This is a genomic window from Alteromonas sp. 4NH20-0056 (genome assembly GCF_057539655.1).
In genome coordinates this window covers 276,837-292,388 of record NZ_BAAJLS010000001.1, presented here as the reverse complement: position 1 = coordinate 292,388, position 15,552 = coordinate 276,837, and the positions used below count along the sequence as shown (strand labels likewise).

Annotated in this window: 14 protein-coding genes; 13 read left to right on the top strand and 1 reads right to left on the bottom strand. The window is 44.9% G+C overall.

Features of this window, described 5'->3' with window-relative positions:
* Positions 1-10: 10 nt before the first annotated feature.
* The 11 genes from AC27EZ_RS01340 (at position 11) to ppnP (ending at position 11,870) form a co-directional block, all read left to right on the top strand.
* The gene (locus tag AC27EZ_RS01340) at positions 11-1,141 is read left to right on the top strand and encodes a protein-glutamate methylesterase/protein-glutamine glutaminase (RefSeq protein ID WP_487133583.1); all 1,131 of its coding nucleotides are present in this window, start codon (positions 11-13) and stop codon (positions 1,139-1,141) included.
* 73 nt (positions 1,142-1,214) lie between these two features.
* Complete coding sequence (locus tag AC27EZ_RS01335) at positions 1,215-1,979, top strand: ParA family protein (protein ID WP_487133582.1); 765 nt, start codon at positions 1,215-1,217, stop codon at positions 1,977-1,979.
* Between the two features lie 7 nt (positions 1,980-1,986).
* On the top strand, positions 1,987-2,784 hold the full coding sequence (locus AC27EZ_RS01330; RefSeq protein ID WP_487133581.1) for a chemotaxis protein CheW: 798 nt from the start codon (positions 1,987-1,989) through the stop codon (positions 2,782-2,784).
* A gap of 17 nt (positions 2,785-2,801) precedes the next feature.
* Positions 2,802-3,293, top strand: coding sequence for a chemotaxis protein CheW (locus AC27EZ_RS01325; protein WP_421133922.1), 492 nt, complete (start codon positions 2,802-2,804; stop codon positions 3,291-3,293).
* An 83-nt stretch (positions 3,294-3,376) separates the two neighbouring features.
* A complete protein-coding gene (locus AC27EZ_RS01320; RefSeq protein WP_487133580.1) occupies positions 3,377-3,811 on the top strand; it encodes a DUF2802 domain-containing protein in 435 nt (144 codons plus the stop codon).
* A 90-nt stretch (positions 3,812-3,901) separates the two neighbouring features.
* Positions 3,902-4,840: a homoserine O-succinyltransferase MetA gene (metA, locus tag AC27EZ_RS01315; RefSeq protein WP_487133579.1), complete on the top strand. Its 939-nt coding sequence runs from the start codon at positions 3,902-3,904 to the stop codon at positions 4,838-4,840.
* A 3-nt stretch (positions 4,841-4,843) separates the two neighbouring features.
* Entirely contained in the window at positions 4,844-5,911 is a 1,068-nt protein-coding gene (locus AC27EZ_RS01310) for a homocysteine S-methyltransferase family protein (protein ID WP_487133578.1), read from the top strand.
* Positions 5,912-5,920: 9 nt separating this feature from the next.
* Positions 5,921-8,545 carry a methionine synthase gene (gene metH / locus AC27EZ_RS01305; RefSeq protein ID WP_487133577.1) on the top strand — a complete coding sequence of 875 codons (2,625 nt, stop codon included), beginning with the start codon at positions 5,921-5,923 and terminating at the stop codon, positions 8,543-8,545.
* Positions 8,546-8,679: 134 nt separating this feature from the next.
* Positions 8,680-9,279: a DUF938 domain-containing protein gene (locus AC27EZ_RS01300; protein WP_487133576.1), complete on the top strand. Its 600-nt coding sequence runs from the start codon at positions 8,680-8,682 to the stop codon at positions 9,277-9,279.
* Between the two features lie 211 nt (positions 9,280-9,490).
* The gene (locus AC27EZ_RS01295) at positions 9,491-11,509 is read left to right on the top strand and encodes a methyl-accepting chemotaxis protein (RefSeq protein WP_487133575.1); all 2,019 of its coding nucleotides are present in this window, start codon (positions 9,491-9,493) and stop codon (positions 11,507-11,509) included.
* 76 nt (positions 11,510-11,585) lie between these two features.
* Positions 11,586-11,870 (top strand): pyrimidine/purine nucleoside phosphorylase, encoded by a 285-nt coding sequence (ppnP, locus tag AC27EZ_RS01290; protein ID WP_487133574.1) that lies wholly within the window; start codon positions 11,586-11,588, stop codon positions 11,868-11,870.
* Between the two features lie 135 nt (positions 11,871-12,005).
* On the opposite strand, the gene AC27EZ_RS01285 is transcribed toward ppnP, so the two are convergent.
* Positions 12,006-12,962 carry a hydrogen peroxide-inducible genes activator gene (locus AC27EZ_RS01285; protein WP_487133573.1) on the bottom strand — a complete coding sequence of 319 codons (957 nt, stop codon included), beginning with the start codon at positions 12,960-12,962 and terminating at the stop codon, positions 12,006-12,008.
* 139 nt (positions 12,963-13,101) lie between these two features.
* Here AC27EZ_RS01285 and AC27EZ_RS01280 point away from each other — a divergent pair, with 139 nt between their 5' ends.
* Together AC27EZ_RS01280 and AC27EZ_RS01275 are read left to right on the top strand one after the other, a co-directional pair.
* Positions 13,102-13,755 carry a carbonic anhydrase gene (locus AC27EZ_RS01280; protein ID WP_487133572.1) on the top strand — a complete coding sequence of 218 codons (654 nt, stop codon included), beginning with the start codon at positions 13,102-13,104 and terminating at the stop codon, positions 13,753-13,755.
* Between the two features lie 10 nt (positions 13,756-13,765).
* A complete protein-coding gene (locus AC27EZ_RS01275; RefSeq protein ID WP_487133571.1) occupies positions 13,766-15,403 on the top strand; it encodes a SulP family inorganic anion transporter in 1,638 nt (545 codons plus the stop codon).
* Positions 15,404-15,552: the final 149 nt, after the last annotated feature.

Sequence of the window (15,552 nt, the reverse complement as noted above, 5' to 3'; positions counted from 1 at the left end):
ACTAAATTCCATGGTCTTCAAAGTCTTGGTCGTGGACGATTCTTCTTTTTATCGTCGTCGAGTAAAAGAAATTCTCGACGACGATAGAGAACTAGAAGTAATTGGTGAAGCACGAAACGGGCGCGACGCGCTCGATAAAATAAAACAACTTTCTCCAGACGTTGTGACAATGGATGTCGAAATGCCCATTATGGACGGCATTGCTGCGGTAAAGGCCATAATGGAGAAGTTCCCTCTCCCTATATTAATGTTCTCCTCGCTGACCCATCATGGCGCTCAGGCTACGCTTGATGCACTTGAGGCGGGAGCACTAGACTTTTTACCTAAACGATTTGAAGATATTGCTGAAAACCGAAAGGACGCTGCAAGAACGTTGTGCACCAAGGTAAGGCTAATTGCACGTAGAAAAGTGGGTTTTAAACGGCCTACATTTCGAAGTGACGAGGCTAAAAAACTCCCTCCAGGCGCACCAAAACAAGCATTTTTCAAAACATCTGGGATATTGTCAGGTCGAAAAGATGCCACTACTCAGCCAACTGTGTCGTCTATTTCTGCATCGGGAAAACGTTACAAATGCCTCGCTATTGGTGCGTCAACAGGTGGTCCGGTTGCGCTTCAAAAGGTATTGTCGCCGCTACCTCAAGATTTCCCTTATCCTATAATTTTAGTACAACACATGCCGGGCACCTTTACCTCTGCATTTGCGCAACGTTTAGATACCCACTGCAATATTTCAGTAAAAGAAGCTGAACATGGTGACGTGTTAAAACCAGGCTGTGCCTACCTAGCGCCAGGGGGAAAGCAGATGCTGATAGAAAATAATGGCCTGCATAAAAAAATTATCATCACTGACGCTAGTCCGTCTGAAAAAATTAATTACAAGCCCAGCGTAGACCTTACTTTTGCTTCGTTATGCAAAGCCTTCGGTGGCGACGTGTTAGCCGTTATATTAACGGGAATGGGAGCGGATGGCCGAGAAGGGTGTCGACAGCTTAAACACGATGGAGCCACTGTATGGGCACAAGATCAGGATTCGTGTGTTGTTTATGGCATGCCGCAAGCGGTAGCTGTTGCAAATATTTCGACTAAAAGTATAAATATTGACGATATGAGTAGCTGTATTCAAACGGAGATGAAGTGAAATCGGCATTATTCAGCTATGCTGAAAGGTAACAGTCGCTATATTCAGTTAAGTAAGTCATGGAATTAAAACGATGAAAGTGTGGACAGTGGCAAACCAGAAAGGGGGAGTAGGTAAAACTACAACAACCGTAACCCTCGGTGGTTTGCTGGCACAGCGTGGCAAGCGTGTATTGATGATAGATACTGATCCACATGCCTCGCTCAGCTATTACTTCGGTATTGATTCTGAAGCATTAAGTCATTCTGTTTATGACATTTTTATTCAATCATCTGCGCTGACTGCCGATAAAGTAATGGACTGTTTGTGTCCGACTAAGATAGATAACTTGTACGTGCTTCCAGCGACCATGGCACTTGCCACCTTGGACAGAACGATGGGAAGTGAGCAGGGCATGGGATTGGTGCTTAAAAAAGCGCTAGCGAAGATAGACAATGAATTCGATGTTGCAATTATTGACTGTCCCCCTGTGCTCGGCGTGTTGATGGTAAATGCATTAGCCGCTTGTAATAAGGTTATCGTGCCAACACAAACTGAATATTTAGCACTTAAAGGGTTAGATAGGATGATTCGAACGATGGAAATCATGGGGCGTTCTTTACAGAAATCTTTTGATACTGTGATTATTCCAACGATGTTCGACAAACGAACGAATGCAGCATTAGCATCAAGAAAACGTTTGATGACTGACTATGGCGAGAGGGTGTGGCACGGTGTTGTCCCAGTAGATACGCACTTTAGAGATGCGAGTTTGGTACAACTGCCTATATCTGCTGCCTACCCAAAAACGCGAGGCGTGACAGCCTACGCAAAATTGCTTGAGGTTTTGGAGAAGTAGTACCGGTATGAACAAGCAATCGCCATTTGCCCGTGAAGAGGTTATGGAGGCTTATTTAGATAGTCTCTTGAAAGAACCTGATGATCCTAACGATGTTACTGCTCGAACAGCCAAGCTGCTCGAGCAAGCATCACAATTTATGGCAGAGGACGCACTTGCAGAGCCTAGTCCTTCAGTTGTTGAAACGAAGGTCGAGTCGAAAGCCAGTGCAAAGGTTCTAGAAACAAAGAGCGTGCCCGAAGAGCACATCGTTGCTAGAGCCCCTAAGCAACCAGCGGTAAGCGAAGAGACGTCTGAGAGCAAAGAGCAATCGGCAGCGTCTGTTAGAAAAGTTCCACTAAAGGATACTCTCGAAAATCGCTTTCAAGCGTTATTCTTTGAGGTGGCGGGACTGACGCTTGCTGTACCCTTGACGACACTTGGTGGCATACATCAAATAGAGAAAATAGGGCCGCTTTTCGGTAAACCAGACTGGTTTATGGGGATAATGATGCACCGAGAGTCTAAACTTAATGTTATCGACTCTGCAAAATGGGTAATGCCAGAAAAATATGATGAAAACCTCGCACAATCGCTTAACTACCGATATCTTATAATGTTAGGGGATAGTTCGTGGGGACTGGCCAGTGAAAGATTGGTCAACACAGTAACGTTAACAAACGCTGACGTTAAATGGCGCGAGTCCACAGGTAAACGTCCTTGGTTAGCCGGGATGGTAAAAGAAAAAATGTGCGCGTTAATTGACGTTGAGGAATTAATATCTATGCTTAACAAAGGCTTAGGTAGTAACGACCAGACGCCATAGTATTGGGAGCCAGGTTCATGAGCGACGAAAGAGTAAATAGTAATAGTGCCGACAGCAATGATGAGGTCCTTCAATGGGTTACTTATCGCCTAGGTGAAGAAACATACGGTATTAACGTAATGCAAGTACAAGAAGTATTGCGTTATACCGAAATTGCACCGGTACCCGGCGCCCCAGATTATGTGCTAGGTATCATTAACCTACGAGGTAATGTTGTTACCGTTATTGATACGCGAGCGCGTTTTGGTTTGCCGCCCACAGAGATAACCGATAATACACGTATTGTTATTATCGAATCTGATGAGCAAGTGGTGGGTATACTGGTCGACAGTGTTGCAGAAGTGGTCTATCTCAAGTCTTCTGAAATTGACAGTGCACCTAACGTTGGTACAGAAGAAAGTGCCAAGTTTATCCAAGGGGTGAGCAATCGTGATGGCGAGCTGCTTATTTTGGTAGACTTGAACAAACTTCTTAGCGATGAAGAGTGGGATGAATTGAGCAGTATCTAACTGCTCGATGGAAAGGCATGTTGCCCTGCGCATCATGCCTTTTTTATTCGCTCACTTTCCTGTCGTAGAGGAGTGTTATGCACATGGAATGGCAATTTGCAGCTGTTACATTAGAAACCTTGATATTAGCGTTAGGGTTGCTTATCGCTTTTATTTTAATAGTGTGGCAAAACATATTGCTTAAGCGTATTCGCATCACAATGGATCTGCTTAAAGAGGATATGTCAGTTTATACGGCGAATATTGATGCACAAGTAAAGCATGTCACTCACCAACAAAGCGAAGCGCAAGCGCGGAGCCTCGTTGTCGCCAAGCATGTGCATGCGCTACAAACTAAGCAAGATGACTTCGATAATCAATTAAGAGAACAAAAGCTTCAAGACCCATCTTTACGCCTTTATCAGCGTGCGGCAGACCTTGTAAAACAAGGGGCCTCGATAGAAGAGATTATGGATGCGTGCGATATTCCTCGCGCTGAAGCAGAAATGTTAATGATGGTGCACAAAACCCAGTCTTAAAAAAACGTTTAGACGTCTAGACGTAAAGATGTTGACATCTTCGTCTTATTAGCCACAATACAGTCATTACTATTATGACTGGAGCCTTCCATGCCAATTCGAATCCCAGACCAACTTCCCGCCCAGGACGTGTTGCTAGGCGAGAATATCTTTACAATGGAAAGTGACAGAGCGGCGAATCAAGATATTCGACCTCTCGAGGTAGGCATTTTAAACCTTATGCCTAATAAAATTGAAACTGAGGTGCAAATACTTCGCTTGTTATCGAACACGCCGCTTCAGATCAATGTCGACCTCATTCGTATTGATAATCAAGCGCCCAAAAATACGCCTCAGTCGCATATGGATGCGTTCTATCACGATTTCTCCCAAGTGGCTGAGAAAAAATATGATGGCTTAATTGTTACCGGTGCGCCGTTAGCGCTGCTTGACTACGAAGATGTTAAGTATTGGGAAACGATGACCACGATATTAGAATGGGCACAACGTCATGTTAACTCTACCTTATATTTATGTTGGGCGGCGCATGCGGCGATGTATCACTTCTATGGTGTGACACGTACACTTAGAGATGAAAAGTTTTCAGGGGTGTATGAGCATCGAGTGAACGATCCTAACAATGAGCTCTTACGAGGTTTTGACCCTACGTTCTATGCGCCTCATTCACGTTATGGGCACATCGACACGGCTAACTATAATAGTGTTGATGGTCTTAATGTTATTGCCGAGTCAGACGATGTGGGTGCGTATGTTGTTGCATCAGAAGATAAACGTATGGTGTTTGTTACCGGTCATCCCGAATATGATACAGATACATTAAAAGATGAATACTTTAGAGATCGAGATGCTGGACAGTCGCCGAGTATTCCCAAGCACTATTTTGAAGGCGATGATCCTGATAAATCACCAATAGTAAGGTGGCGTTCTCATGGCAGTTTGCTCTTTACCAATTGGTTAAATTACTATGTTTATCAAACTACACCGTACGACTTAAGTCAGCTTGCTGAAAAATCACAGCCAAAGAGGTAACGCGTGAGTCAAGATTCTGTAAACAGCGCAAGAGCATCACTTGCTAGCGCAGCAAAAAAACGCATTCTTATTTTAGATGGTGCTATGGGAACAATGATTCAGCGCCATAAACTTGAAGAAGATGATTACCGCGGTGAACAGTTTGCTGACTGGCATTGCGACGTGAAAGGAAACAATGATCTCCTTTCTATCACCCAGCCCGACATTATTTATCAAATACACTGCGATTACTTTGAAGCCGGCGCCGATATTATTGAAACTAATACGTTCAATTCAACCACTATCGCCATGGCAGATTACGACATGGAAGCGCACTCTCGCGATATCAATATTGCTGCTGCACACCTTGCAAGAAAGGCAGCAGATGCTTACACAGCCAAAACACCAGATAAACCGCGATTTGTAGCTGGGGTGTTAGGGCCTACTAATCGCACGGCATCAATATCACCTGATGTTAACGATCCTGGCAAGCGCAACGTCACGTTTGACGAGCTAGTAGAGTCATACAGTGAGTCAACACAAGCGCTTATTGAGGGTGGTGTTGATTTGATTATGCTGGAAACGATTTTCGATACCCTCAATGCTAAGGCAGCGGCCTATGCAGTGGAAACTGTTTTTGAAAAGCTAGATATCTACTTGCCCGTAATGATTTCTGGAACAATAACCGATGCGTCTGGCAGGACCTTGTCAGGCCAAACCGCAGAGGCTTTCTATTATTCAATGCGACATGTTAGTCCATTTTCGTTTGGCCTGAATTGTGCGCTAGGCCCTGACTTGCTTCGACAATACGTTGAAGAGGTATCAAACATAGGCGAATGTTTGATTTCTGCTCACCCTAACGCTGGGTTGCCTAATGAGTTCGGTGAATATGATATGGAAGGGCCGGAAATGGCGGAACATATCAAAGAGTGGGCTGAATCAGGGCTCGTGAATATAGTAGGGGGGTGCTGTGGCAGTACGCCAGAGCATATTCGTGATATTGCCGCGGCGGTAGACGGTATTACCCCAAGGGCGATCCCCTCGTTTGAACCTAAAATGCGTCTGTCAGGCCTAGAGCCATTTGTACACTAGGAGCACGAAGTGAGCGCAGAATTTTCTACATTTATAAATATTGGTGAACGAACCAATGTAACGGGCTCAGCCCGGTTTAAACGTCTAGTTTTAGATGGCGATTACGAAGCTGCGTTAGATGTGGCTAAGCAGCAGGTTGAAAGCGGCGCACAAATCATCGATATCAATATGGATGAGGCCATGCTTGATTCTAAGCAAGCAATGGTAACGTTTTTGAATCTTATCGCGTCCGAGCCCGATATAAGTCGTGTGCCTATTATGATTGACTCATCAAAATGGGAAGTCATAGAGGCGGGGCTGAAGTGCGTACAGGGTAAAGCAATAGTTAACTCCATCAGCCTTAAAGAAGGCGAAGAGAGCTTTCTGTCACAAGCAAAGCAGATAAAACGTTTTGGCGCAGCAACCGTTGTCATGGCTTTCGATGAAAAAGGTCAGGCGGATACAAAAGAAAGAAAAGTTGAGATTTGTAAGCGAAGCTACAAGCTGTTAACCGAAGAAATTGGCTTTCTACCCGAAGATATCATTTTCGACCCGAATATTTTCGCGGTTGCGACGGGAATAGAAGAGCACGATAACTATGCTGTAGATTTTATTGAGGCAACGCGAGAGATTCGCCGCGCATGCCCTTATGCACATATCTCAGGTGGCCTTTCTAATATATCGTTCTCATTTCGGGGCAATAATCCGGTCAGAGAAGCCATGCATTCCGTATTTTTATTCCATGCGATACGTGCGGGAATGGATATGGCTATTGTGAATGCGGGCCAGTTAGAAGTGTACGACGAGATCCCGAAGGTACTTCGTGATGCGGTAGAAGATGTTATTTTAAACCGCCGTAGCGACAGTACTGAGCGGCTCCTTGATATCGCTCCGCAATATCAAGGCGATGGTAAGGCTGCTGCGAAAGAAGACCTTACATGGCGAGAGCAAGATGTAAATAAACGTTTGGAACATGCGTTGGTCAAGGGAATAACCGACTATATTCTCGACGATACTGAAGAAGCGAGACTGCAAGCGCAGCGGCCACTTCACGTTATTGAAGGGCCATTAATGGATGGCATGAACGTAGTGGGTGATCTATTTGGCGAAGGAAAAATGTTTCTTCCTCAAGTTGTGAAATCGGCGCGGGTGATGAAAAAAGCAGTAGCGCATTTACAACCCTATATCGAAGCTGAAAAATCTGATGATGCAAGAAGTAACGGTAAAATCTTGCTAGCGACCGTTAAAGGTGATGTCCATGATATAGGGAAAAATATCGTAGGCGTTGTACTACAGTGTAACAACTTCGAGGTCATTGATTTAGGCGTAATGGTGCCTGCTGCAACGATTTTAAAAGTGGCTAAAGAAGAAAATGTAGACATGATTGGCTTGTCCGGTCTCATTACACCGTCACTTGATGAGATGGTGCATGTGGCAAAAGAAATGGAACGCCAAGGCTTTGATTTACCTCTTTTGATTGGTGGTGCCACAACATCTAAGGCGCACACTGCGGTGAAGATTGAACAGCATTATCATGCGCCAGTAGCTTATGTACCCAATGCTAGTCGTGCGGTAGGAGTATGTCAGCGCCTGCTAAATAAAGCATCTCGAGATATTTATGCGCAAGAATTAGCGAAAGAATATGACGTAGTAAGGGACCAGCACGCGCGCAAAAAGCCGCGAACCAAACCGGTTTCTCTTGAACAAGCAAGGCAGAATGCGTTCAAGCCTGATTTTAGCATCAAGCCAGTAAAACCTGCCTCGTTAGGGGTGACACCTGTCACGGCTTCACTTAGTGTACTTAGAGACTACATCGATTGGACGCCGTTCTTTTTGACATGGTCTTTGGCAGGAAAATATCCTCGTATACTGAACGACGAAGTCGTGGGCGAAGAGGCGAAATCGTTGTTCGCTGACGCAAACGCGATGTTAGACAAGATTATCGCTGACAACGCGTTGGAAGCGAAAGGCGTGATAGGGTTATTCCCCGCTAACAGGGTGGGTGACGATATTGAAGTGTATACAGATGAAACCCGTCAAGACGTTAAGGGCGTTGCCCATCATTTGCGCCAACAAACGTTTAAAGATAAGTTTGCAAACTACTGCTTATCTGATTTTGTGGCCGACAAAGATAGCGGTATAAACGATTATATCGGTGCTTTTGCTGTTACTGGTGGGATTGGAGAGGATGCACTGGCCGACAGCTTTATCAAAGCCGGCGATGATTATAATGGCATCATGGTAAAAGCGGTAGCTGACCGTCTTGCTGAAGCGTTTGCTGAATATCTTCATCAACAAGTTAGAAAAGTGTACTGGGGTTATGCAAAAGATGAAACGTTAACAAATGACGATCTCATCCGCGAAAAGTATCAAGGTATTCGTCCTGCCCCAGGCTATGCTGCCTGTCCTGAGCACACTGAAAAACAGCTTATTTGGGATTTGTTAAGTGCTAAAGAGCATACCAGCATGACGCTAACTGAAAGTTATGCAATGTGGCCTGGTGCGTCAGTATCTGGTTGGTACTTCTCACATCCAGACGCTAAGTATTTTGCTGTAGCGAAAATACAGAGTGACCAAGTAGCCGACTATGCCGCGCGCAAAAACTGGTCTTTAGAAGAAGCAGAAAAATGGCTTGGGCCTAATTTAAGTGACTAGTTCAACGATAAGGCCTGCTCTCGCAGGCCTTATTTTTTATGGTGGTTTTGTTTTTAGGTGAAAGGCGAGTGCTATCACCGCTTACGCGGGTAAACCATTATTCGACATTACCATAACGCAACAAGGGGACAATTATGACTAAACCATTCAGCCAAGCCTGTGAGAACAATAAAGGCCCAATATTGCACGTATTACGGCGAGCGTTAACGAACGCTACAGCGGTATTCGAAGTGGGTAGTGGAACCGGGCAGCATGCTGTTTATTTCGCGAGTAACCTTCCTCACGTCACGTGGCACACTAGCGATCAGCCTCCCTATCATGATGGTATCAATCAATGGATTGATGCGTACCCATCAACCAACTTAGTAAGGCCAGTTGAATACGTTGCTGGTGTCCATACACTCGCAGACTGTGATTTTGACGCAATCTTCTCCGCGAATACTGCTCACATCATGCAAAAAGAAGAGGTAATTATGCTGATGCAAGATGTGGATGAAAACCTACCCGCTGGCGGCGTATTTTGTCAATATGGCCCGTTTACCCAACAAGGGCAGTTCTCTTCACAAAGTAACGCTGAATTTCATGCCTCTTTGCTTGAGCGAGGTTGTGGTGGTTATCGAGATGTGGAAGAGTTAAAAAGTTGGGTGAAAACGTTAACGCTAAGTGAGGTTATTGTAATGCCTGCTAACAACCTACTTTTGGTGTGGAAAAAGCAGCCCGCTTTTTGCGAATAATTTTTAAAAAGCTCCCTTTTTTCTACTTTCCTCTCTTGTAAATCACCATGTTGTATTACAAAGTAGTATAGCGCTCGGTGTGGTTTTTTCGTTTAACTGAGCCCACGTGTATCTAATAATAATAAGCATCTCAGCATTCAAACCTGCGCGATTTTTACGGTTTTGAATAGCGACGCACGATGCAATTACAATAATAAGAAGAGTAGTTCGCATGCAATCATCACTTCAAAAAAAGTTTGTATTTATTGTGGGGGGAAGCATTGCTGTAATGCTACTAATAACCGCAGTATTCCTTGTCAGTATCGTCGGAGACAGCACGCGTCTGCGTGTAGAGCAAGAACTTGCGTCATTGGTTGGTAATGAAGCAAATGAAGTGGAAGGTTTCTTCAGTACCTACGGCGGCGTTGCAAAGACTTTTCTCGGTAACCCATTCTTAAAAGATTTTTTTGCTGAGCATCAAAATCGAGGTGCGCCATATGCTGCACTCGATGGGGCTTCACGTATAACCACCCAATTTAGAAATATCAGTGAAACAGATGAAAATATTAAGTCTGCTTTTTTTGGTTCTGCTATTACAGGGGAATATTTTTACGAAGAAGGTCGGGTTGGTGTTGAAACATCGGGCCCTGATGCCGGCAACCCCAACGCAGGGTATTTCGCTACGCAGCGCCCTTGGTTTACTACTGCAGTTAAGCGCGGAGCGCTATACGTAACGCCTCCTGCTGTTGATTCTCAAGACGGTAGTGTGTCGGCAGTGGTGCAGGCGCCAGTGTTTCAAAATGGCAGGCTTATAGGCGTCGGTGGTGTCGATATTCTTATCAGCACCATTGGCAACGTAATCGATGCAATAAAGTATGAAGGGCAGGGAACGGCGTTTCTGTTAGACGATAAACAAAATATCGTTTACTTCCCTAAGCAAGATAAAGCCTTAGCGCTCAGTTCACCATTAAGTTCGTTTGACACCCTGTTTGATGAAACAAGCGGTTTCAAACCGCTTGTTTCAGACATTAATCGCAATAAGAACGGAATGGTCAATGTTACATGGCGTGGTGTTGACTATGTTGCTATTTATCGACATGCGCGTATTGATACACCACAAATGGATTGGTCGGTAGGGATACTCGTGCCGGCAAGTATTATTAATGCCCCTATCAATAATGCCATTACTACGGCAATCGTTGTAGCCATTGTCATTATTTCACTGATTGCGGCAATAACTTATTTTGCGAGTGCAAAGATTACTCAGCCACTAACTCGTATGCGAAATGCGATGTCAGAAATAGCGAGCGGGGATGGCGATCTCACAAAGCGTCTTGATATCCAAAGCAAAGATGAGTTAGGTGCACTAGCCAATGAATTCAATCGTTTCACAGATAAACTTCGCGTGTTACTTAAGGATACAGCTGAAAATACTAAAGCGGTATCAAGCGCTGCTGATCATCTTCGTGACGTATCCCAAAGTACCAGTCACGAGATAAAACAAGAGCGTAGCCAAGTTGATAACGTGTCGACGGCGGTCACTCAAATGGCTGCAACCGTTGTTGAGATTTCGCAAAACGCACATCAATCAAGTACTGCAGCGACGAAAGCGGATGAACTGGTAACGAATGGGAGCGAGCAAGCGCGAGAGGCCATGTCGGAAATTAATGCGCTAGCCGATGCCATTAATGATGGCGTTGAAGTAGTAGGTGGGCTTAGTAAAGAGTCAGAGAATATTGGTGCAGTGATTGATGTGATTAACAGTATTGCAGAACAGACCAATTTACTTGCATTAAACGCGGCTATTGAGGCGGCGAGAGCGGGGGAGCAAGGTCGAGGGTTTGCTGTGGTGGCCGATGAAGTCCGCTCGTTGGCGAGTCGAACACAAGACTCAACCACCGATATTCGTAAAATGGTAGAGCGTCTGCAAGTGATGGCCGACCGCACGGACAAAGTTATGCAAACGGGTAAAATGCGAAGCCAAACGGCAGTTGAAAAAACGCAAACCGTGGTTGAAACGCTAGCGCACATCAACAATGCGATTGGGCAGGTTCACGAGCAAAGTACGTATATTGCGTTGGCAACAGAGCAACAAACCGAGGTAGCGCAGGATATCAATAAATCTCTGGTGGCGATAACGACCCTTAGTGACAAAACCAGCCAGCATGCCGAAGAACTGGCGGTAGAAGCAACACAGTTAAGTGGCGTATCGACTGAATTAAAAGAGTTAGTCGGGCAATTTAAAATATAACGCAAGAACGGCCAGTTTAGTTGGCCGCTAATCTATTCGCAGTGTAAAACAGTGAACATCACATTTAGGAAGTAGTATGGCATTTTCAGTAAATCATTATTTCGATAATAAAGTAACCTCTATTAGTTTTGAGGCTGAGGGCGGTCCATGTACGTCAGGGGTAATGTCACCGGGCGAGTATACCTTCGATACAAGTAAGCACGAGCTTATGAAAGTCGTTGAGGGAGAATTGGTTGTTCGCTTACCAGGCAGTGAGCAATGGCAATCATTTCCTGCTGGCACTTCATTCACAGTCGAAGCTAATGTTTCTTTTGACGTAAAAGTAAACGTTGCCAGTGCCTACCTTTGTTTTTATAGCTAGGCGCTGTCTTATTCTCGTCTAACGCGGTTTTCAATATCGCATAAAAATAGCGTGTGCTTGGGCGTGTTTATCCGACGCCCAAGCCACGGTTTTCAGAAACAGCAATAAATTATGTAGGCTTTTATCCTTAGGTTTTTAGTGACTGTCACTGCCTTCAACAATTGATACTGCACCAGACAGCCTCATTGAAATAATATTTTTAATTAAAATCGATATCTCCCTAAAGGTTTTTCTACCCGGGGCTGTGTTTCGCCAAGCAAGAGAATGTTCGCGTTCGATTGGCATATCGTCTATTTCGCATACATGCAAGGCTTCGGGTTTGTGAAGTTCCGAATGAATATAAAGACCAGGGAGAAATGCGACGCCCATACCCATTACAACCATTTGACGCAATGTATCTAAACTCGTTCCCTCGTAATCTCGTTGTAAGTCGGCTCCTAGCTTATCGCAAAGCTGTTGAACTTGATGATGAAAATGATGTCTATCTTCTAAGGTAAGCACCTTTTCCCCAGCCAGTTCGCGAGGTTTTACAAATGCCTTTCCATTCAGCCGATGATCAGTGGGAATAACAAATTTTAATGGTTCTTTAAACAATGGGTGAGTTATAAGTTGCGAGTGTTCACCAGATAGTGGTGATAATACGAGGTCGTATTCACCATGTAAAAGTCCATGCTGTAATGCTTGGGGAGCCGCTTCTCTTACGTAAAAGCGTAACCCAGGTTTTTGTTTGTGTAGTTCTGGCAATATGTGAGGAAGTAAATAAGGACCGAGTGTTGGCGGTATACCAAGCCGGTAAGTCACAATTTCGCCTTGGGACAAATCTCGAGCAATTTCACTGAAGCGAAGGCTTGCAAGAATAACATTCTCTGCAGACTCGAATAGCTCTTTACCTTGGGGTGATAGCATGGTTCCGCTTCTAGAACGCTCAAAAAGCGTTACGCCAATAATACCTTCAAGCGCATTAATTTGGCTGGTCAACGTAGGTTGACTAATGCCAAGAACAGCAGCCGCGTGCCTGAAACTCAGATGTTTAGCGACGGCTACAAAGTAGCGTATTTGATTTATCGACGGTGTCTTGCCGTTAAGCTGCATTATTTCTACCCGAAATGTAAAATTAGTGTGTTTGATAGTAATTGGCTATCACCAGATAGTATATTAAACTATTAATCTATCAAGCGACACTAGCGTACAAACTATTAAATAAAAATATTAAAAGTCATTGGAGAGTTGTATGGATCATGTCATTACAGGTGTTGCGAAGTTTCAGAAGGAAGTGTATCCAAATAAGAAGGCTACCTTTCAAAAGCTAGCAAACGGCCAGAACCCAGAAGTATTATTTATCACGTGCTCGGATTCGCGCATCGACCCCAACTTGGTAACACAAACAGACCCAGGTGAGCTTTTCATTTGTAGAAATGCGGGCAATATCGTACCGCCTCACAGTAATCAAACTGGCGGTATGACTGCGTCTATTGAGTTTGCTGTTGCTGCACTAGGCGTAACGCACATTGTAGTTTGCGGTCACACTGATTGTGGTGCTATGAAGGGTGCAATACACCCTGAAGGCCTAGATTCACTTCCGCATGTAAAAGAGTGGTTAGGTCACTGCCGCGTTGCGACAGAAGTTGTGAAAGAGCGATGCGGTCACGATCCACTTTCAATTGAAGACTTAGAAGCGGTTACAAAAGAGAATGTTGTGCAACAGATACAGCATTTACGTACCCATCCTTCGGTTGCGGCGAAGATTGCAACAGGGCAAGTACAACTTCATGGTTGGGTTTATAATATTGGTAGCGGCGATGTACTTTGTTACAACGGCGAAAATGGTGAATTTGAGGCTATGGATCAAGCCGCAGCAGAAGCACGTTTAAAACGCGTAGAATAGGACGTTCACTATGATTAAGTTTGATTTAACGAATTTACGCGGCGACTTAACCGGTGGTTTAACCGCAGGTATCGTTGCGCTACCTCTTGCATTAGCACTTGGTGTAGCATCGGGGCTCGGTCCAATGGCTGGCCTATACGGCGCCATTGCGGTCGGTTTCTTTGCCGCATTATTTGGAGGTACTCCTGCACAGATTTCTGGCCCCACAGGGCCTATGATCGTTGTACTAGCGGGGCTATTTGCAAGTTTATCAGGGGACGCTAGCCTGATTTTCACAGCAGTGATTATAGCGGGTATTTTTCAAATAATTTTTGGCGTCTTGGGTGTCGGGCAGTACATCAGGTTGGTGCCTTATCCGGTTATCTCTGGCTTTATGTCCGGGATTGGTGCAATTATTATCATACTACAGATTGGTCGGTTGCTCGGCCATGAGCCTCCAGGTGGCACTATCGGTGCGCTTAGTTATATTCCGACAGCCTTGGCTGACATCGATTTCGTAACGTTGGCACTAGGCCTTGGGACGCTTGTTATAGCGTATAAATGGCCACCATCTTTAGGTAAGTTTGTACCCGGTGCGTTGGCTGCGCTTATCATAGGCACGCTGGTAAGCTTAGCGTTAACGGTACCTGTGTTAGGAAATATACCAACGGGACTTCCTAGCCTTCATCTTCCGGTATTCGACCAAAGTAAAGCGCTTCTTATTCTTGAAGCAGCATTTATTCTTGCCGTCTTAGGTGCTATCGATAGCTTGTTAACGTCACTTGTTGCCGACAACATGACACGTACACGTCATGACAGCAACAAAGAGCTCATTGGCCAAGGTATTGGTAACACGTTTGCAGGCCTAATAGGTGGTATCGCAGGTGCAGGTGCAACCATGCGTACCGTGGTAAACATTAGAAGCGGAGGCAAGAGCAACATCTCAGGTATGGTGCATGCCCTCGTCTTATTGGCAATCGTATTAGGGTTGAGCCCACTTGCGGCTAAAATACCTCATGCTGTGCTTGCTGGTATTCTTGTTAAAGTCGGCCTTGATATAATCGATTGGGGTTATTTGAAGCGCGCTCATAAAGGCCCACGTTGGGACTTCGCGTTAATGCTAACTGTACTAGGTTTGACGGTGTTTGTTGACCTTATTACTGCGGTGGGTGTTGGTGTTGTATTCGCTGCTTTGGCGTATGTACGTCAAATTGCCCAGTTGCAAATTGAAGAGTTGAAGAAAATTCCTGAGTCGCTTAACGATCCAAAAGAGAACGCGCTGTTAGCGTCGCTAAAAGATAAGGTTTCTATCTTCAGCTTTGGTGGGCCGTTAAGTTTTGGCGCTGCAGCCGATCTAGGACATCATGTCCGTGAGCGCGTGAAGCCAGGCTCAACGTTTATGATCCTCGACTTCACTCGTGTACCACTAATGGATGTATCTGCGGCCATGGCGGTAGAGACGGTTACGTCTGATGCAATTGCGGCGGGAAGACAGCTCATTATTTGTGGCGCCAATGCCACTGTTGATAACGTGCTTGAAAGCATTAATAGCCATCATCCGGGTATTATCACCTTTGATAACCTCCATGATGCGTTGGTATATGCAGAAAAGCAGGTAAAGCCAGGAGCTAACGGCGACGCAGGGTTTGAGGCCGTTGCGCATTCATAGTCAGTTTCTGGTAGAAAACCTCTCCAATTTGCCCCTCTTATGAGGGGCTTTTTTTTCGCTGTTAAATTAATGCTTGTGCCAAATAGTGAGAGCCCATCAAATTACTTCGGTACAACGTTGATGCAATACTGCCCCGCTAACTAAACAGC

Excerpts from the sequence above, each read along its gene's own strand:
- AC27EZ_RS01340 (WP_487133583.1), top strand. The coding sequence starts at position 11 with ATGGTCTTCAAAGTCTTGGTCGTGGACGATTCTTCTTTTTATCGTCGT.
- AC27EZ_RS01335 (WP_487133582.1), top strand. The coding sequence starts at position 1,215 with ATGAAAGTGTGGACAGTGGCAAACCAGAAAGGGGGAGTAGGTAAAACT.
- AC27EZ_RS01330 (WP_487133581.1), top strand. The coding sequence starts at position 1,987 with ATGAACAAGCAATCGCCATTTGCCCGTGAAGAGGTTATGGAGGCTTAT.
- AC27EZ_RS01325 (WP_421133922.1), top strand. The coding sequence starts at position 2,802 with ATGAGCGACGAAAGAGTAAATAGTAATAGTGCCGACAGCAATGATGAG.
- AC27EZ_RS01320 (WP_487133580.1), top strand. The coding sequence starts at position 3,377 with ATGGAATGGCAATTTGCAGCTGTTACATTAGAAACCTTGATATTAGCG.
- metA (WP_487133579.1), top strand. The coding sequence starts at position 3,902 with ATGCCAATTCGAATCCCAGACCAACTTCCCGCCCAGGACGTGTTGCTA.
- AC27EZ_RS01300 (WP_487133576.1), top strand. The coding sequence starts at position 8,680 with ATGACTAAACCATTCAGCCAAGCCTGTGAGAACAATAAAGGCCCAATA.
- AC27EZ_RS01295 (WP_487133575.1), top strand. The coding sequence starts at position 9,491 with ATGCAATCATCACTTCAAAAAAAGTTTGTATTTATTGTGGGGGGAAGC.
- ppnP (WP_487133574.1), top strand. The coding sequence starts at position 11,586 with ATGGCATTTTCAGTAAATCATTATTTCGATAATAAAGTAACCTCTATT.
- AC27EZ_RS01285 (WP_487133573.1), bottom strand. The coding sequence starts at position 12,962 with ATGCAGCTTAACGGCAAGACACCGTCGATAAATCAAATACGCTACTTT.
- AC27EZ_RS01280 (WP_487133572.1), top strand. The coding sequence starts at position 13,102 with ATGGATCATGTCATTACAGGTGTTGCGAAGTTTCAGAAGGAAGTGTAT.
- AC27EZ_RS01275 (WP_487133571.1), top strand. The coding sequence starts at position 13,766 with ATGATTAAGTTTGATTTAACGAATTTACGCGGCGACTTAACCGGTGGT.